Source organism: Gottschalkiaceae bacterium SANA (genome assembly GCA_036323355.1).
GTDB lineage: Bacteria > Bacillota > Clostridia > Tissierellales > GPF-1 > GPF-1.
The window spans coordinates 2,179,640-2,197,420 of the sequence record AP028876.1; the positions used below are offsets into that span (position 1 = coordinate 2,179,640).

18 protein-coding genes are annotated in these 17,781 nt (G+C 36.7%); 2 read left to right on the forward strand and 16 right to left on the reverse strand.

The genetic code is table 11. The features are described 5' to 3' along the window. Position 1 precedes the first annotated feature (1 nt). Entirely contained in the window at positions 2-697 is a 696-nt protein-coding gene (locus AC25CA_RS10440) for a response regulator transcription factor (protein WP_486813762.1), read from the reverse strand. 179 nt (positions 698-876) lie between these two features. Then, positions 877-1,299 carry a hypothetical protein gene (locus tag AC25CA_RS10445; RefSeq protein ID WP_486813763.1) on the reverse strand — a complete coding sequence of 141 codons (423 nt, stop codon included), beginning with the start codon at positions 1,297-1,299 and terminating at the stop codon, positions 877-879. A 277-nt stretch (positions 1,300-1,576) separates the two neighbouring features. On the opposite strand from AC25CA_RS10445, the gene AC25CA_RS10450 reads away from it, so the two are divergent. Further along, complete coding sequence (locus AC25CA_RS10450) at positions 1,577-3,133, forward strand: ABC-F family ATP-binding cassette domain-containing protein (protein ID WP_486813764.1); 1,557 nt, start codon at positions 1,577-1,579, stop codon at positions 3,131-3,133. A 54-nt stretch (positions 3,134-3,187) separates the two neighbouring features. On the opposite strand, the gene AC25CA_RS10455 is transcribed toward AC25CA_RS10450, so the two are convergent. From AC25CA_RS10455 to AC25CA_RS10495, 9 genes are all read right to left on the reverse strand, one after another. Next, a complete protein-coding gene (locus AC25CA_RS10455; RefSeq protein ID WP_486813765.1) occupies positions 3,188-3,676 on the reverse strand; it encodes a flavin reductase family protein in 489 nt (162 codons plus the stop codon). A gap of 226 nt (positions 3,677-3,902) precedes the next feature. Next, complete coding sequence (locus AC25CA_RS10460; protein ID WP_486813766.1) at positions 3,903-4,421, reverse strand: shikimate kinase; 519 nt, start codon at positions 4,419-4,421, stop codon at positions 3,903-3,905. Positions 4,422-4,458: 37 nt separating this feature from the next. Beyond that, on the reverse strand, positions 4,459-5,979 hold the full coding sequence (locus tag AC25CA_RS10465; protein WP_486813767.1) for a tripartite tricarboxylate transporter permease: 1,521 nt from the start codon (positions 5,977-5,979) through the stop codon (positions 4,459-4,461). 176 nt (positions 5,980-6,155) lie between these two features. Then, positions 6,156-6,596, reverse strand: a complete 441-nt coding sequence (locus tag AC25CA_RS10470) for a tripartite tricarboxylate transporter TctB family protein (protein ID WP_486813768.1) — start codon at positions 6,594-6,596, stop codon at positions 6,156-6,158. 16 nt (positions 6,597-6,612) lie between these two features. After that, positions 6,613-7,671, reverse strand: a complete 1,059-nt coding sequence (locus AC25CA_RS10475; protein ID WP_486813769.1) for a tripartite tricarboxylate transporter substrate binding protein — start codon at positions 7,669-7,671, stop codon at positions 6,613-6,615. Between the two features lie 461 nt (positions 7,672-8,132). Further along, positions 8,133-8,540, reverse strand: coding sequence for a molybdenum cofactor biosynthesis protein MoaE (locus tag AC25CA_RS10480; RefSeq protein ID WP_486813770.1), 408 nt, complete (start codon positions 8,538-8,540; stop codon positions 8,133-8,135). 87 nt (positions 8,541-8,627) lie between these two features. After that, complete coding sequence (locus AC25CA_RS10485; RefSeq protein WP_486813771.1) at positions 8,628-9,827, reverse strand: DUF2974 domain-containing protein; 1,200 nt, start codon at positions 9,825-9,827, stop codon at positions 8,628-8,630. 222 nt (positions 9,828-10,049) lie between these two features. After that, positions 10,050-10,793: an NADPH-dependent oxidoreductase gene (locus tag AC25CA_RS10490; RefSeq protein WP_486813772.1), complete on the reverse strand. Its 744-nt coding sequence runs from the start codon at positions 10,791-10,793 to the stop codon at positions 10,050-10,052. A gap of 71 nt (positions 10,794-10,864) precedes the next feature. Next, a complete protein-coding gene (locus tag AC25CA_RS10495) occupies positions 10,865-11,422 on the reverse strand; it encodes a glutathione peroxidase (RefSeq protein WP_486813773.1) in 558 nt (185 codons plus the stop codon). Between the two features lie 216 nt (positions 11,423-11,638). On the opposite strand from AC25CA_RS10495, the gene AC25CA_RS10500 reads away from it, so the two are divergent. Then, positions 11,639-12,103 (forward strand): MarR family winged helix-turn-helix transcriptional regulator, encoded by a 465-nt coding sequence (locus AC25CA_RS10500; protein WP_486813774.1) that lies wholly within the window; start codon positions 11,639-11,641, stop codon positions 12,101-12,103. Positions 12,104-12,608: 505 nt separating this feature from the next. On the opposite strand, the gene AC25CA_RS10505 is transcribed toward AC25CA_RS10500, so the two are convergent. The 5 genes from AC25CA_RS10505 to AC25CA_RS10525 all read right to left on the reverse strand — a co-directional run bounded on the left by AC25CA_RS10505 (position 12,609) and on the right by AC25CA_RS10525 (position 17,780). Next, complete coding sequence (locus AC25CA_RS10505) at positions 12,609-13,340, reverse strand: DUF362 domain-containing protein (RefSeq protein ID WP_486813775.1); 732 nt, start codon at positions 13,338-13,340, stop codon at positions 12,609-12,611. 316 nt (positions 13,341-13,656) lie between these two features. Beyond that, on the reverse strand, positions 13,657-13,881 hold the full coding sequence (locus AC25CA_RS10510; protein WP_486813776.1) for a hypothetical protein: 225 nt from the start codon (positions 13,879-13,881) through the stop codon (positions 13,657-13,659). Positions 13,882-13,957: 76 nt separating this feature from the next. Next, positions 13,958-14,950, reverse strand: a complete 993-nt coding sequence (locus AC25CA_RS10515; RefSeq protein ID WP_486813777.1) for a hypothetical protein — start codon at positions 14,948-14,950, stop codon at positions 13,958-13,960. 65 nt (positions 14,951-15,015) lie between these two features. Then, complete coding sequence (locus AC25CA_RS10520) at positions 15,016-16,221, reverse strand: Shedu immune nuclease family protein (RefSeq protein ID WP_486813778.1); 1,206 nt, start codon at positions 16,219-16,221, stop codon at positions 15,016-15,018. A 23-nt stretch (positions 16,222-16,244) separates the two neighbouring features. Then, the gene (locus AC25CA_RS10525; protein WP_486813779.1) at positions 16,245-17,780 is read right to left on the reverse strand and encodes a UvrD-helicase domain-containing protein; all 1,536 of its coding nucleotides are present in this window, start codon (positions 17,778-17,780) and stop codon (positions 16,245-16,247) included. Position 17,781: the final 1 nt, after the last annotated feature.

Consider the following 17,781-nt stretch of genomic DNA (forward strand, 5'->3'; position numbering starts at 1 on the left):
CTTATTCCTTCCTTTCCGACGCATTCTCCGATTCCAATATGCCTTGCTCAATCGCAAACCTCATAAGCTTCGTACGCCCCTTTATGCCGATTTTTTCGTAGAGTGTTGATATATAATTCTTCACCGTTCCTTCAGACAAAAATAATTCCTCCGCAATTTCGCTATTGCTATAGCCCTTTGCCAATAATCGCAATACCTGCTCCTCACGCTCATGAAGCAAAGACCCCTGCATATCTTTAATCCGTCCAAGCCTCTGGCCCACCGCGTGCGACGGAGATTCTTGAAAATGTTTGGCGATTCGCCCGCTCACAATCTGATCCATGACCGAATTCCCCACAAAAACGCTTCGTATCGCTGAAGTCAGTTTTTCCGCTGATAAATCTTTCAGCAGATATCCATCCGCCCCGTTGGAAAGAGCCTCCGAAATATACTGATCATCGTCAAAGGTCGTTAGAATCAAGACGCGAATTCCCGGATATAATCGTCCCACTTGCTTGGTACACTCTACACCATTCATTTCCGGCATTCGAATGTCCATTAAGATAACATCCGGGGCAGAATTCTCCTGCAAAAAATTCAGCACTTCAATCCCATTTTTTGCTTGTCCAACGACCTGAATATCGTCTTCCAAATTTAAGAGTGTCGTAATTCCCTCAATTAAAATTTGCTGATCATCTGCAATCAATACTCGAATCATACCCATGCAGCTCCTTTATCCCTTTTCCTACATTGTATGATATAATTCAGAATATTTGCAATATTAATATTGGTTTTTATTAATAAACCACGTTATTTTTACTTTTAGCACAACAATGCATAAAATAGTGGGTATTTATTCCTTCTGTTTTGCAGAGAAATTGAATCCCACAATAGTCTCTATATCTCTGAATTCTCATTCATCTCACCTCCTTGTTCCATTGTTCGAATATTCCCAACGGACTCCCAATAAGCCCGCAATACTCCACGCGACGATTCAAGAGAAAATTTTGTTCGTTTTAGCAGTGCGACCCGAATGAATCCAATTGTTTGGTCGGACCATTTTTTACGATGCACAAAGCAAACTGGCAAGTCTCTTGCATAATCACTTTCCTTGCTTACATCCGTCTCTTCGACCGTTTGAACCACAGAACAGAATTCAACTCTTCTCGGCCGCTGTTTGGTGGCAAGGTATACAAAGTCCTTTTCAAAAACCTGCCAAACCACCTTGATTTTCTCTTCCCTTGAGACGCGCAAATAGATTTCATCTCCAAGTTGCAGACTTTCAAAATATTTTTGATCCAAGTAGCAAAGATGATCCATTTTACTTCCTCCCCAATTCATTTATACGATCGCACCTCGACTTTTACAGCTCTTTTTCTTACACCCTTAGTCTACGTCAATCGAATTGATAATCCATCTGTCTACCGTCATAGATATCTCACTAAAAAGTCATGTTACTTATTTCACCATTTGCAAAAGGTGCGTCACCAATAAAAAACACATGCAACTTTCACCTGAACTTGTGATTTTTCTTTGACAGAAACAGCTTTTCTGGATAGGATAAGGAAGACTTAAAAAGTTTTTAAAGGAGATTTGAATGAGTGTATTAATTGTAGAAAATGTTTCCCACGGCTTTGGCGCCCGAAAAATTCTAGAAGACGCCTCCTTTCGGCTCAATAAGGGAGAACATGTCGGCCTGATCGGCGCAAACGGAGAAGGAAAATCTACGTTTTTAAATATTATTACCGGACAACTAGAACCCGATGAAGGCAAGGTCGAATGGTCCAAGCGAGTCACCGTTGGCTACCTTGATCAACATACGGTTCTTACCAAGGGAAAAACCATTAGAGCCGCACTTGAAGAAGCCTTTCAAAGCATGTATGACATGGAAGCAGAAATGCTGTCTCTTTATGATCAAATGGGCGATGCTTCACCGAAAGAACTTGAAAACATGATGGAAGACGTTGGCGAAATCCAAAGTTTTTTAGAGCACAGTGGCTTTTATATGCTGCATACTAAGATTCAAGAAGTCGCAAACGGATTGGGCTTGGGCGATATCGGCTTAGATAAAGATGTATCAGAATTAAGTGGTGGTCAACGAACAAAGGTCTTGCTGACAAAACTGCTTCTTCAGAATCCGACGATTTTACTTTTAGATGAACCCACAAACTATTTAGACGTTAACCATATTGAATGGCTGAAAAGATATTTAAAGGATTATGAAAATAGCTTTATTCTAATCTCACATGATATTCCTTTCGTCAATGAAGTCATTAACGTCATCTACCATGTCGAAAACGGTGAGTTAACCCGCTATACTGGCAATTATGATCAGTTTCAAGCTATGCATGCCGTCAAAAAAGAACAACAATTAAAGGCATATAAGCGTCAAAAACAAGAAATTGATAAGATGGAAGATTTTATTGCCAGAAACAAGGCACGTGTCGCCACGCGCGGCATGGCCAACAGTCGTCAAAAACGACTTGATAAGATTGAAGTGATGGAGAAACCTACAGAAAAATTGAAACCAACTTTTGCCTTCCATGAAGCACGCACACCCAGCAGATTTGTTTTCAAGGCTGAAAATCTAGTCCTTGGTTATGACGAACCTCTGACTAAGCCTGTGAATGTTACCTTGGAACGCAACCAAAAAATCGCTGTAACCGGTGTTAACGGTCTGGGTAAATCAACCTTATTGAAAACAATGCTTGGAATGATTCGACCCATATCGGGTGATTTGACCCATGGAGAGTTTCTGGCCCCCGGCTATTTCGAACAGGAGTCCAGCCGTGACAATACCAATACCGCACTCGAGGAAATATGGAACGCATATCCTTCTCTTGAAAACAAGGAAGTCCGACAAGCACTGGCAGGATGTGGATTAACCAATGAACACATCACCAATCAAATGCGTGTCTTAAGCGGTGGTGAAAACGCCAAAGTCCGTCTATGCAAGTTAATGCTGAAAGACATCAATTTTCTTGTTCTCGATGAGCCCACCAATCATTTGGATGTCGAAGCCAAAGAAGAACTTAAAAAAGCCTTGATTGAATTCAAGGGAACCATTTTATTGGTCTCCCATGAGCCCTACTTCTATGAAGACTGGGTAACCGATATCTGGAACGTGGAAGAATGGACCACTAAAATCGTATAACTCCATATAAAAAAGCCCGCATCTTTATCAGATGCGGGCTTTCTAACTTACGACTTATAACAGATTGAACTTGGAAGAATCCACTCTGCCATTTTCAGCAATTACGCCTTCTTCAGCATGAACATATTCAATTTTCCCAATAAACATTTCATGGGATCCCGTCTTAATTGTATCGACAACCGTACATTCGATTGCAACAGGACATGCATCGATGACACCGGCATTAACAAACTTGCCATCTGTCATTTTAACACCATACTCTTTTAGTTTATCTCCGTCTTTACCACTCTTTGAGCCGCAGCATTCATAAAGTTCCGTTTGAGATGCATCAAGCAAATGAGCAACGAAGCAACCATTCTCTTTGATCATATGATAGGAATGTCTGGATGGTACAATTCCCACCATTAGCATGGGTGGATCAAAGCTGCAATGTCCGCAATATCCAACGACTAATGCATTATCATTCCCCTCATGATCCCGAACACTGACAACCACATTTGGCATTCCACCCAATGCGTTCACTTTTCCTGCTTCTACTTTCATTTTTTCCTCCTAAGTTTCCATCCAAATCGTTTCACTATTAAGCAATCCGACTTGCCATCTCGCTTTAATAGCAGAAAGTCCTAGGCTAGAAAGCCCAACGATTTCCCCTAACAATTTATTAGATAGTATTATTTTAAAGATATCCAAGTCGCAAATCAAGGAATTATCCAGCATTAATGAAAACTTAGACTAAGGTTTAATGATTGAATGCAGCACCTGTAAAGAACTAGCGATTCACTTTTGAGATAATCTCTTCTGCAAGTTCAGCAACCGTTCTTCCCGCGCATTTAATAATCAAATCCGCCGCATGTAAATACAGGTCTTCTCGTTCCTTATACAGCTCTTTGATTTTATCCATATAGTCTTTTTCTTGAAGAAGAGGCCGATTTTTTCTCGCTTCATCCCCGCGAATATGATTGATAATATGCTCAATCTCCGCATACAAAAGCACAACGGTTCCAAGCCGTGAAAGCAGTTCTCTATTTTCCTCTTTTAAAATGACACCCCCGCCTGTTGAAAGAATGACATTGGTATCATCCATTCTTGTTTTCAGGAATGCAGTTTCAAGATTTCTAAAATGGGTTTCACCGTCCTGGCGAAAAATATCTTTGATCGTTTTCTCTTCTTGTTGTTCTATTTCGTGGTCCATATCAATAAATTCCATGTCCAAAGCCTGAGAAAGGCTTCTAGCAATTGTCGTTTTCCCACTTCCCATAAAACCGATTAAAACAATATTCTTATCCATTTAATCACCTAGCTTTCACCCTTATTCGACCATGATTTTAGCTGTTCTTTTTGGAAAAGAGATTTCTAAAGAATGTGAAATTAGACAAAACTGAAAAACAAATCAGAAGTGTCAACACCATGCTGATGGGACTGAAGAATAAATCTTGAAGTGGAGAACTTGACGATTGTAGCAAGGACATCGTTCTTCTAAAGTTATCATCCATCAAGCCGCCAAGAACCAAGCCCAGCACGAGTGGTGCAACCGAATACTCTCTTTTTCTCATAATAAAGCCAAGGATTCCGAATCCAACCATTAGCCAAACATCAAAGAAGTTATTGCTCGTTGCAAAGGCGCCCACAACACAAAGCGTAGAAACAATCGGAAAAAGATGACGTTCCTTTACTGTCGCTATTTTAGAAAGCAATGGAGCCACGGTATAGCCAAGCACAAGGATCATCACACAAGCGATAAAGCCGGCTGCCAGAATTACAGAGAACATTTCTGGGGTCTGTGTAAACAAAAGCGGGCCAGGTCTTAATCCGTGAATATAAAATGCCGACAAAATAACTGCAGTAACGGCATCTCCGGGAACGGCTAAGGTCAGCATGGGGATCAAGGCCCCGCCAATGCATCCATTGTTGGCCGCCTCACTTGCAACAATCCCTTCTATGGCCCCTTGACCAAATGGCACCTCGGGGTTCTTTGTCATTTTTTTTGCTTGATCATATGCGATCAATGCAGCAACAGGTCCACCAGCTCCTGGAAGCGCTCCAATCAAAGCACCCAGAACAGAGGAATAGATCCCTAAAACCCAATGCTTCAGGATTTCAGGCGTACTAACCTTTTCATCCTTGATCACAACACTTTTTGCATCTGTTTTCTTTTTGGATACTTGAATCAAAATTTCAGAAAGACCAAATAAACCAATCAAGGCAGCTACAATGGGAATCCCTCTTTGCAGATTGGTAATTCCAAAGGTAAATCGGCCAATTCCAAACATGGAATCCATGCCTATGGTACTTAAAAAAACTCCTAAGGCAGCACTGATCAATCCCTTTACATAACTTTTAGATGTAAGCGAGCCAATTGTTGTCAGTCCAAAAAATGCCAACAAAAAATAATCAAATCTTGTAAATTGAAGTGCCAGCTTTGTCACTGGCCCTGCACTAACCATCAGTACAATCAGTCCAATCACACTACCCATAAAGGAATAGATGGTCGCTGTTCGAAGGGCAAGCAAAGCCCTCCCCTTTTTCGCCATTGGATATCCGTCCAACGTGGTTGATACGGATGATGGTGCACCTGGAATATTAATAAGGATCGCTGTGATGGCCCCAGAATAGACACCGACCACATACACGCCCATAATCAAACCCATTGCTAAGTTTGTATCCCAAGTATATGTAATGCTCACAAGCAAAGCTGTCGCCATGGTGACCGACAAACCGGGCATAGACCCAACAAAAAGTCCGGATACGGCACCCAGAAAAATAACACCTAAAAATGGTAAATCAATAACTGATATCATATCTGCTAACATCGACTCTTCGCATGCCAAACCCCTAGCTTTCAGCATGCTCTCCTTCCCTTTATGTTTCTCTTCTATCATTCCGATCTTTGCAATTCTTGATGAATCCATCCCCTACAGGTTCAGAATTACACAGATGATAAAGCTCCGTGAGGAATGAACTTCCCACACGGAGCATCTTGATGATATGCGTATAGGCATTGTTACTTTTATAGGGCGAATTTCTAAGGTAATCTCACATGCAATAAAAGATCAAACAGTCCATATAAAAGCAAGGGTATGCCAACTGAAATCATTCCAATCGTCACGGGCTTCCTCTCACCAAGAATCAACATCATCAGTACAAGATAAGCACACGTTGCCAGCAGAAAATGAATATTTGGCAACAGGATCAAATAAAGCACCGTTAGAACTAAAACCAAAGCTGGATTCTTTAGTGCTGCCAAGGTAAATGTGCTTTCTTCCTCATCGTCTGTGATTGTGGATATCATAAGTGCCAAAGCTAAAAAGACGAGGACGCATGAAATTCCAATTGGAATTAAAGCCGGAGACAATACCCATGTTCCAAACTTATGATAGGTAAAAGATTCTTTAATAATCAACCCTGAAAGGACGATCAAAAATAACCCATCTTGAATTTTGCTGTTTTTCAACTTTGAAATCATTTAAACATCGCCTGCCTTACTTGGTATATCGTTCGATTTGATAGTCCTCAGGATTATTGATTGCTGCTTCAGCATCATAAAGCAACCAAGATGTTACGGACGTGTATTTGTCCCAATATGCTTTAATTTCCTCATTAGACATATCATGCAACGTCTGATAATTTCTGTTTTCTATAAACGTAGTCCAAGTCTCACTGACAATCGCTTTTTCAGCAGCTTCTCTAATCACCATTTTCACTTCATCCGGCGTTCCTTCTTTCACCATCAAGCAGTTAGGGAAGTAAAGCGGGAATATGCTATTCAATTCAGGAAGCGCAAGAGTCATAGGCGGTACATCCGGCAAAAATTCTACCTGCCCCTCCGTAAACGTAGCAAGCGCTCTCAATTCTCCAGATTCAAGATAATCTTTTACCGTGCCGTAATTGCCAAATGTAAAATCGACTTCGCCAGAGAGACAAGCAATCATTGCATCGCTTCCACCGCCGTAAGGCGTCATATTTACATCAATATCAGCTAAATTCAGTGTCAATCCTTGAAGATGTCCACTAGCACCAGGGCTTGAATAAGACAGTTTAATCTGACCTGGCTTCGCTTTCATATCAGCAACCAACTGCTCAAATGTTTCATATGGTGAATCGGTTGGAACAACAACCAATTTCGTGTCTTGTACCATCATCATGATCGGTTCAAAACTCGAAAAATTAAGCTCGCTCGTTCCCATTACATTAAAGACACCTGGTGTTTCTGCGGAAAACAAGACGGTATATCCATCAGCAGCTTCTGCATATGCACTCTCTGTACCAATGGCACCTGATGCACCAGACATATTAACAACCGTCACCGATTGACCCAATGCTTCTTCAAAAGCAGTTGAGAATGTTCGCGCAACCGTATCAGTAATACCGCCAGCACCCCAAGGAACAATCATTGTGACTTCTTTTTCTGGATAAGTAGCGCTTGCTTCCCCCTCGTTAGCAGCTGCTTCTGCATCATTACCTGCATTCGAGCATCCTGCAAACAAGAACACCGCAACCATCAACAAGCTCAAAATCTTAACCCCATTTTTCTTCATCATGCATCTCCCTTTATATGTCTCTAGATTTATGAAACTTTTTACGAAAATACGTTTATTTATACATGCCTCTTACAAAACCGTCACTGCGTTATTACAAAATTTTACTATAAATTTATAGCGATTCTATAACAATTAGGAACAGATGTCAATGGAATCTATCATTGACAGGCCCAATTTAATCATTTCTTCCCAATACGTTGCAATTATTGGCCTTCGCTTTAATCAGAAGATATAATTTCAATCCTCAAGAAACCAAAAAAACCAAAGATTAATCAAGCAAATCCCCTGCTCTTACTCTAAAAAGTTGGCCAAATAAAAACTTCCACTATAGAATCGCATCAATGAATGAATATGAAAAAATAGCTGTATCAAAACAAAGAATAACTCCGTTTTGATACAGCCCTTTTGTCTATATTTTATAAAATGGTTTTACATCCGCCTATCGCCAAGCTAAATTCATTCTACTTTTGCTCGATTTCTACAACGCATTCATTTTTGATCTTGCCAACCAAAAACTGCAAGGCGTCAATCACGCGTGGTCGAATATCTCCACCGATTAGTACATACATAATGTCATCCCCTACATTGAGATGCCCTTCGTTCAGCCACACTTTCACATAGAAGATGCCCGCCATGTTTCGTGTTTCCTCAACAGCTTGGTCCACTTGCCCCTCGTTATAGGAAAACTCCATGCCCGTCACATCAAGGCCATCATCAATGCCTTGTCGTACTTTTGCTTTCGGTGTTTTTCTGACAACTCCGTTGTGAACCAGGAACATCCCATTTTCTACTGCCATCGGGTCAGCCTTTGCTTCCTTTAGCCATGCATCAATGGACGGTGACACTTTTTTGCTTTTTTCAACAACCATGCCCAGATCCTCCTATACTCGAATTTATGCTTTTATTATACCGCAGTATCCAGTTATTTGAAACTGTTGGAAATAGACCACCATGCACTAAATCCGCTTCTGGCGGGCTTTCTGCATATTTTTCATTATTTTATTGTCTTTCACGTTTTTCCTCATATCAAGACGCCATTTTTGTAAATTGTTTTGCCATTGATCTACATTTTTCACTTCTCTAAAACTATGCATTCCTTCTGAAAACAAAACGGTCATAATATCAAAAACCGCCTTTTTCGTAAGCTTATCCAAACCATTATAACTTTTTCTCATGGATATGATGCTTTTAATTCCATCCTTTTGAATCTCTGCAAGGGTTCGGTTACTCGTAGCCGATAGCACCTCAAAAAATACATTGGTAAATTCTTCTCGCTGTTCTCGCGTCATGGCATTCAGCGTATTCTTTAGGGTCATGTCGATCATCCTGCTCTCATCATCTACATCAAGGAGATGAATAAAAGAAGCACCCATAACTTCCCAACTAAAACCATCATGTTGGAAGAGTCCCTTTTGTGTGCTTTTAATCACATCATAGTTACCCTTATGTTCCAAAAGCATGCCCACAACAGATGATTGAGGAATAAGCGAAACAATCTTGGAATCAACTTCAAGATATTGCTCCGATTCTATTAATTGTTGATTAAACCCAGGACCATCGTTATTATAAACCTTAACAATTTTCTCTTTTATAAGTCCACTGGCATGAACAGCTGCATAGACAGCCAAATTCCCACCTTTTGAATGTCCACCGATATAGATTTCCTTATATTCATATTTCTTCATCATGTTTTCCAAATAGGCTACAGCTTTAATCTGCGCTGGAACAACATCAAGAAAAGTCATTTTGAAATCTTCTTTCCAACCAACTAAGGTGTCATCAGTTCCTCTAAAAGCAATATAGGCCGTATGCTCATCCAATTCAAATGTCATGGCTGAAAACTGCATTTCTATTTCATCATCAACAATGTCGACAAAGTTTCTGACCACTAAATGACTAAACCGTTTACTCTTGGCCATGGAATCTAAAAGTTCACTAAAAGGGCCTGTAAGCAAGGCACCAATCTTCTCTTGGCCATTACACACAAGATAAATTTCCGCTATCGCCTCAATGCTTTTATTCTCTACCTCTTCTTCCAGTTCACCAAATGCCATATATGATAATTCTGTAAAAATCAAACTATCAACTTCATTAAATGGGGAAGCTTTAAAATCTAAATCGCCCCGCCAATTGATATAATCAATCATATTTGCCATATCTTTATTCTCACACCTTTTCCTTTCCCCTGTAGTGCTACTTCCTACTAGATTTACAGATATTGTATCACATAAGAATTTGCACTCAAATGAAAGAAGCAAAATAATTCCCTAGATAAATAGCGATTCAAAGTCACCAATACCACTACAATCTTCAATTGTACATGTAAACACGATTAAGGGACCACTTCTCAGTGATCCCCAATAGCTCAATCAATTTGTCTATTTATTATTATTGAATCCTTGTTTATCCATTACCGGATGTACTTTTGGAAAATACACTTGCTTATAAGTGCTACTCGTACTTTTACTCCAGTTGATTGATTGAGGTCTATTGATCTCTTTATAATAATCTTCCATAAGCAAATCATAATTATCGATTTCTTTTTCAAGGTCTTCTGTTTGATACTTTTCGTCGTGTCTAAATGTATTTATTGGTAATCTAGGCTTCTTTTTTGATTCGCCATTTGGATAACCAATTGCCAAACCTGCAACTGGAAAAGTCATTTTAGGAAGGTTTAACAGATCAATTATTTCCTGAGGACTATTCCTTATGCCGCCAATGGGTACAATACCTAAACCTAATGATTCAGCAGCAATTATAGCAGCGCCCATATTTAATCCAACATCAACTGCACCCACAACTGTACTTTCTACACTTTCATGAATCAGCTGAGTTAACCCATTCTTTTTTGCTGCAAGATTGGTTTTATAAAAATCGGTTACAAAGAGTAAAAATAGCGGTGCCTGTTCAATCCAAGTTTGTCCACCAGCGTATTGTGCAATCGCTGCTTTCGTTTCTACATCTTGCACTACAATAATCGATGTTTGTTGTCCATTGATTGAATTTGGCATTGATTGTGCAGCCACAATAATTTCATTTATCATTGAGTCTTCTATTTTGTCGGACTTATAGTCTCGAATTGAACGGTGATCTTTAATAATTTCAATCGTTTTATTCATCATATTTTCTCCCTTTTATTTATCGTTTTTTTCTTCCGATTTTATGTTAGTCATTCATGTTTTGTTTTTATCCTTTATGCAGCATTATTTAAATGCTTTTTAATGCTCTCTTCTAGGACAGTTGAATCTTCAGTTGGTTCAAATCGATTGACAACATTGCCTTCTCGATCAATTAAAAACTTGGTAAAATTCCATTTGATATCATCATCTTCTTTGTAATTCGGATTGACTTTTTCAAATAGTTCAACCAATTTTGGCGTTATTGGATGTTCAGCATGAAAACCTTCAAAACCCTTCTGCGATTTTAAAAAAGCAAATAATGGTTCTTGACTTTCGCCATTCACATCAATTTTTTTGAACATTGGAAACGTAATATTAAAACGCATACTACAAAATGATTGAATTTCTTCGTGCGTTCCAGGTGCTTGATTTCCAAACTGATTACATGGAAAATCTAAAACTTCAAACCCTTGATCTCCATATTTTTCATACAGATTTTGAATTTCGTCATATTGAGGGGTAAACCCACATTGAGTTGCAGAATTCATGATTAATAAGACTTTACCTTTGTATTCTTCAAGTGAAACATTCTCTCCTGTACCTTTTTGCACACTGTAGTTATATATATTCATGACTTTCTCCTCCGATTTATTCATCTAGGTATTTATATTGAATCAAATTGAATTGCGTTCAATTGATTAATTCAATGCTAACACACCAACATGTAACAGTCAATGATTTTACGCAATTAAATTGCATTTAATTTAATTGCTCGATTGACAACGCTCTTTCACTTTTATACAATTACATTATATTCAACGAATTAAACATTTAGAAAGGAGCCCTATATGGAAAATAACAAGTCCAAACTTAATCAGATATCCGATGACGATATCTTAAAGCTAGATAATCAATTGTGCTTTGCACTTTATGTATCATCAAGAGAAATAATAAAAAAATACAAACCATTACTTGATCCATTAGGTCTAACTTATACCGGCTATATTACTCTATTAGCTTTATGGGAGAAGGATAATGTCACGATAAAATCACTTGGTGAAAGATTACACCTTGATTCAGGTACGCTAACACCCCTTTTAAAAAAATTAGAAGCGAAAGGATTGTTAATAAGAGAACGTAGAAGTGATGATGAAAGAAATGTATATATTACTTTAACTGAAAACGGGCATTCATTAAAAAAAGATTCTGCAGATGTACCAAGACAATTAATCAGTTCTTCAAGCTTTGATGATGAATCTACCCTTCAATTGATCAATCTACTCCATCGATATATGGCCTCAAATGAAAAGTAAGATGCTAATTAGGAGACTGTTATATTTTTTATGTAAATTCAAAGCAGCCATGAATGAATTAAAGTTATCGTTTATTTAGACGAGTTATCCTGTAAAATGGATAACTCGTTTTTTTTGAATAAATGTTTTTTATGCATACTATTAAACTTTGTAAGTGGAAATCAAAATTCCACTTGCTACGATTCTTATAATGCTCGTTTAAGCTTCACAATAGTCTCCACATGGGGGGTTTACAACATCAGGAAATGCAAATAATTCAAATGGCTCAACCATGCGGTTTTCATATTCCACAAAACGCCAATTTTTACCATATTCGACAAATGTTCGTATTTGATTTGTCCGGATTTGTCCTTTTTTCACTGGAATATAATTTGGACAACTCCTTATAAATATTCAATTTCATTTTACAATTAAGATAAAATAGTAAACTCTCCTGTAAATTAGAATAAAAAAGCCTGCTGCAACTGTACAACTGACATTAATGACTGTTTCATTTTATAACCATTTAATCATGACTTATCTTGAGTAGATATTCAGGAATTTCAATATTAAAATGTTCTAATAAAACATGTTTATCTAGTTCAACTGCATTATTTCCTATATAAATTATTGGTAACTGGAATTCTCCATAACCTTCCTTCATTGCCAACCCACCATTTATATAATAATGAAATGGTGCATATTCCATCAACCCTTTATAAATGTTAGATAATGATTTGTGTAAATCGAGATGTATTTTAATTCGATGCCTAACTGGTTCACCCATTTGATAATACTTTCTAGGTACAATTCCAACGAATAACTTTACATTATTCGAGAATATGCAGTTTGGTCTTTTACTAGTAGCTGGTATGGCTATTCTCAGATCATAATCACATAAGCATTTTGGATAGTAATGTATCTCATCACCAACTACTATTTCAACTACCTCCTCTAAATCGAGGTCAATAATACCAACTTCATTATCATCAATGAATTCAGACAACCCAACTTTTTCAAGATTATCTCGTAAGTAACCGTCAGCAGCTTCAGCCAAAGTACAACTTACACCTTGAGCCTTCAAATATAAAACAACTTCTTTAATTAACTTAACACTTGATCTTGGATGGTTCTTTACAGGTATTCTCGCAAGGTTTATCTTTATTAACGCCGTACTTGAGCTGCATGCACTTACATTCAACCCTACATCATCAAATAAGCTACTAATGTTATTAATGTTTTTTGTACTATAGAACATCGAAAAGCTCCTATTATTTCTTAAAGTTTTTTTGATAAAGGGTCTTGATAAACTGAAATTGTAACGCCAAATTATAGTCTGGTATAATCAAATTATTTTTTCCCTTCGATTTTCTTTCACTCCATCTGACTCACAAGCCCTACAATCGTTGCAATTACAGGCTTATAGACGAATTAACAAAACCCAATTTGACTGACAATATTTTCCAACAACTTATTATAATTCGTACTTGGTTGGCAATTCGTAGGCAAAATGATACCCTCGAACGCGCTCCATTTACTGCATTATACAGTACTTCTCGGTTTCTAATCCGATCTTATTTTTCTTCTACTTTACAAGATTCCACACCCGAAGTATTCGTTATCTGAAATTGTCCCAGGTCAGTATCTGCAGATTCAAAGTGATATTGACTGGCAACGCCTTGCTGCAGCAGCTCTTTGTTTTCTTCATAGTAGGGCATCCATATCTTCTTATTATTCTCAATGTCTGTTAGTATATGCACGGCATAACCCAATAGAAAATCACGAAAGAGAAACAACACTTTCCGATCCTATCAATTAGTGCTAGAACCTCGTTTCATCCCGCAAAAATTCTTCTTACGCTGATTAATGATTGTTTTATTTCCCAAACATAATATGCTTAAAATTTTTTACCTTTGTATATAAATTTGGAAACGGCTTGAGAAGTTTTTTTATAGACTGCTCAAACCAAGACATTGACTGATTTAGCAGCTTCCTTGTCTTCATTGGTGCTTTCCGACTAATCTTATTGAAATAAAACTGCAACCAATTATTACCTTCCCTATAATCACAATAGAAGTCATAATGCTCGAAAACAGAACAATCTGAATTCAAATACTTCTCACGTAACTTAACATGCATTTTATTCTCTTTTGAGTTGAATTTAGTGAACCAAGTAGAAGGTGGAATTAATTTGTACTTCTTATCATTCAAATCAATTAGTGAAATTTCATAAAATATATTCCAATCACTATAAGGATGATAATCCAAGTTTTCCATTGAATATTTAAGAATCAAAGTAAAATCAAATGAATTAACTCTTTCGTTTGTTTTTCGAAAAACCTTCATTGGATTATGAAAAATTTCAAGCCCACTCTTTTTTGATTTGTCCGACATATCAATTTTGAAGTCTATCATATATTCGTTTTTATACTCAATTTCTCGATACTCACCAATCGAACAACACATTCCTGAATAATAACGATATTTATATTCAAAGCCCTTCAAATAAATATTTCTAGACGAAACATTATCAACAATAACCTTGAAAACTCTAACCTGATCATCACTTTGTTCATCCTCAACAATACTCACTGCTTTTATCTCAAATCCATATTCCCCCCTAATCAGCAACAATATATTAATGGACATAGATATCAAAAAAACTACTATTTTCACAGAACTAATATTCTTGATTTCAAGTACATATTTTGAAGCATTAACATCAAACTCGAATAAACTCAATCCTATTAAAAAAATGATTGCAGTCAAAAATGTAACGGTAAGTTTCTTAATCCAATAAAACGCCTTAAATCTTTCCCAAAAGTCCACTTTAGTAAGTAACCCAAAAAACACTTTGAGTTTTTCCATAATTCCTCCTATCACTTGAAATAGTCCAAGTTACAAAGAAGGCTGAAACAACTATTATGACTTCATTACGCCTTTCTAAATCGTTCTATAATTGACTCCAGTCTCCTTATTAGATCATCATATGTAACGATATCGATAACACTCTTATATTTTCTCTTGATAATTTCCATATCAGTTCTTTGCTTATCAGTGAAGTTCTCATCCATACCTAAAACTATCAAGCCTTTCGGATTAACAATTTTAATCTTAAATCCATCTGGTAGATTCTTCGAATATGTAGCAGTGAGTTTTTTTTCTCCTGCAACACTCCAGCGATTCAAATAGTATATGTACTTTTCGAGTTGCATAACTGAGCCTGATAGCTGCTTTAATGGGATATGGTTATTTCGATATTGTTTTACTGATATTACTCCATAATCACTTGGTCTTTTTATTTCGATAATATCAATATGTCCATTGAAATCAATAAGCATAAAATCTAAATACTTTGTAGTACCTGTATCCACATCCTTTATTGTTACATTATCAAAGGCATACAAGTATTTTGGATATAAAAGAAGTACAATTTTCATAATCTGTTTCTGCCAATCCGCTTCAAGGTACTTACTTTCATTACTAAGCATGTGTTTTAGATAGAATAAGATCTCTTCATATTTATGTAGCTCATACTTATTTAAATAATCTAGTTCGAAAGGATGATTCCTTGCCGATACCTTACGATTCATATAATCGTTATATTGTGCAATATAATCAGAAGATGCATCGACAAACTCCTCTAAAATATGTTCGATTCTCAACCGTGCATACTTTGTTAATTCAGTAGAGTTTGGAAAATTCTTAATTAATTGATTGAATACTTCACCTGGTATTTCATCCTTATTAGGACCAATAATTATATCACTTGCAATAACTTCTGATATTTTACGAAATATAGAAATATCTCTATATGCAATGAAACACTTCGTATTAATTCTACAATTCTTATGTATTTTTACTCTTTGTGATATGCCTAGAATTTCGGGTTCAATAACATAATAGTCGTTCTCCATCTCACCAATGATAAATTCAAGTGAATCTAACTCACTAATTTGAGTGTAAACATCCTCGTCTTCATCCTCATCCTCTAAAATAATATTTTTCAATGTAAGGTGGAAACATCGTCTTAGAATTACTTCATCTTCTTCCTTCAGTCTATGTGCCACCCAAGCCATCTGATTGTCAGAATAATAATCAAGTATTAATAGATCAGTTCCTTTACTTATTCTAATCATAACTCCTCCAATCACACTCTGAATTAAGCGATTACAACTCCTAACTTTGACAATTTTGATTTAGTATAATCACTGATTTCGCTTATACAACCGATGCATAGGAAATACTTTGCCCTGCTAAATGCTACATAACCTAGCCTACAAACATCTTCTGCAACTATTCGCTTTTCGTTGTCAGTTTCTAACCATTTTAATAGCTCCTTTTCATTTTTAGAAAGTACTAAAACGGCATCCGCTTGCAAACCTTTTGCTTTATGAATGGTTAGATACGTCTCTTCACAACTTCCGAGACCATAAACTCTTTCAGTCGTTTGATATCCAGGGAACACCATCGCGTCCTTAATAAAGGTCTCCAATATACTCCTATATTTTGGCTTCGCATCTTTGTCCAATTTAAAATTATCCAAACTTATATTGAACTCAAACTCTATCCTTTTCACAAGATCATCAGCCTTCAATCGTGGTTTGGCTTTTACGTCTTTAAATATTTCTAGACATTTTCGCCTTAACTCTAGATCTTTATAGCATAACGTGTCAGCTAACTCATACTTATGTCTGTTTAAAATTTGTGAGAGCATATCTAATACAAATTCTATAGCCGATGTATTCTTACCAAGTTTGCCTTTTGTATTCGAACAGTAACCGCTGTACATTTTGTTTTCATATGCAACGAACATTTTACTTTTAGGTTTTTTTGAACAGTATTTTTCATCAATACACAAATCGTTAAATTTGCTTATTAACTGATCTTTCTCTATTTTATTTATAAAAAGAACAGCATTGTCAGTAGTGATTTTTTCATTCGCTTTTTTCTGTTGAATAAATGAATGAAATTGATTTATGAAATCTACAATTTTCTGACTTGATCGGTAATTCATTTCTAATTTATCAATTTTATATGTGGTTTTCTTTTGAATCGAAATAATTGGAGCTTTAGATATACCATTCTTATTCTTCTTTCTGTTCATAAAGCTCATAATACTTTGTTCCGGATCACCTACCAAAACCACATCAGTTCTTCCAGCAACCCTGAGTGTATCAAAAATATCAAATTGCGCCTTTATTGCATCTTGAAATTCATCTACAAAAACACTCTCAATTCTTTGTGAAAACCGCTCTTTGACTACTTTATTCTTCAATAATTTTTTGGATAAAATTATTATGTAGTCATAATCTAAGACGCCTTTTTTAGATAGAGAATACTTCACTTGATTTTCCCGTATTTTTCTTTGAACTCTATCCTTTGGCAAATTCATGATTTCATAATTTACAATTTTAGCTTCGGATTCGATCTCCTCTGTTGCTGTCGCATATGGCATTATTAAGTATTGCATTAAGAAACTATGTATTGTGCCAATGAAAATATTATTTGAAATATCCATATGACGTTCTAGTCTGTCTCTAATTTCGTTTGTCGCTGCATTAGTATATGTAATAACTGCTAGTACTTTATAAGGCGATAAGGTTTTCGATTTTTTACGAACTTGTCGAATAATCTCAGTTGTTTTCCCAGAACCTGCTGCTGCAACAAGTAATGTCCCTTTGTTCCCTCTCCTCATA

Coding starts and splice junctions, on each gene's coding strand:
- AC25CA_RS10440 (WP_486813762.1), bottom strand. CDS start 697: ATGATTCGAGTATTGATTGCAGATGATCAGCAAATTTTAATTGAGGGA.
- AC25CA_RS10445 (WP_486813763.1), bottom strand. CDS start 1,299: ATGGATCATCTTTGCTACTTGGATCAAAAATATTTTGAAAGTCTGCAA.
- AC25CA_RS10450 (WP_486813764.1), top strand. CDS start 1,577: ATGAGTGTATTAATTGTAGAAAATGTTTCCCACGGCTTTGGCGCCCGA.
- AC25CA_RS10455 (WP_486813765.1), bottom strand. CDS start 3,676: ATGAAAGTAGAAGCAGGAAAAGTGAACGCATTGGGTGGAATGCCAAAT.
- AC25CA_RS10460 (WP_486813766.1), bottom strand. CDS start 4,421: ATGGATAAGAATATTGTTTTAATCGGTTTTATGGGAAGTGGGAAAACG.
- AC25CA_RS10465 (WP_486813767.1), bottom strand. CDS start 5,979: ATGCTGAAAGCTAGGGGTTTGGCATGCGAAGAGTCGATGTTAGCAGAT.
- AC25CA_RS10470 (WP_486813768.1), bottom strand. CDS start 6,596: ATGATTTCAAAGTTGAAAAACAGCAAAATTCAAGATGGGTTATTTTTG.
- AC25CA_RS10475 (WP_486813769.1), bottom strand. CDS start 7,671: ATGATGAAGAAAAATGGGGTTAAGATTTTGAGCTTGTTGATGGTTGCG.
- AC25CA_RS10480 (WP_486813770.1), bottom strand. CDS start 8,540: ATGGTTGTTGAAAAAAGCAAAAAAGTGTCACCGTCCATTGATGCATGG.
- AC25CA_RS10485 (WP_486813771.1), bottom strand. CDS start 9,827: ATGGCAAATATGATTGATTATATCAATTGGCGGGGCGATTTAGATTTT.
- AC25CA_RS10490 (WP_486813772.1), bottom strand. CDS start 10,793: ATGATGAATAAAACGATTGAAATTATTAAAGATCACCGTTCAATTCGA.
- AC25CA_RS10495 (WP_486813773.1), bottom strand. CDS start 11,422: ATGAATATATATAACTACAGTGTGCAAAAAGGTACAGGAGAGAATGTT.
- AC25CA_RS10500 (WP_486813774.1), top strand. CDS start 11,639: ATGGAAAATAACAAGTCCAAACTTAATCAGATATCCGATGACGATATC.
- AC25CA_RS10505 (WP_486813775.1), bottom strand. CDS start 13,340: ATGTTCTATAGTACAAAAAACATTAATAACATTAGTAGCTTATTTGAT.
- AC25CA_RS10515 (WP_486813777.1), bottom strand. CDS start 14,950: ATGGAAAAACTCAAAGTGTTTTTTGGGTTACTTACTAAAGTGGACTTT.
- AC25CA_RS10520 (WP_486813778.1), bottom strand. CDS start 16,221: ATGATTAGAATAAGTAAAGGAACTGATCTATTAATACTTGATTATTAT.
- AC25CA_RS10525 (WP_486813779.1), bottom strand. CDS start 17,780: ATGAGGAGAGGGAACAAAGGGACATTACTTGTTGCAGCAGCAGGTTCT.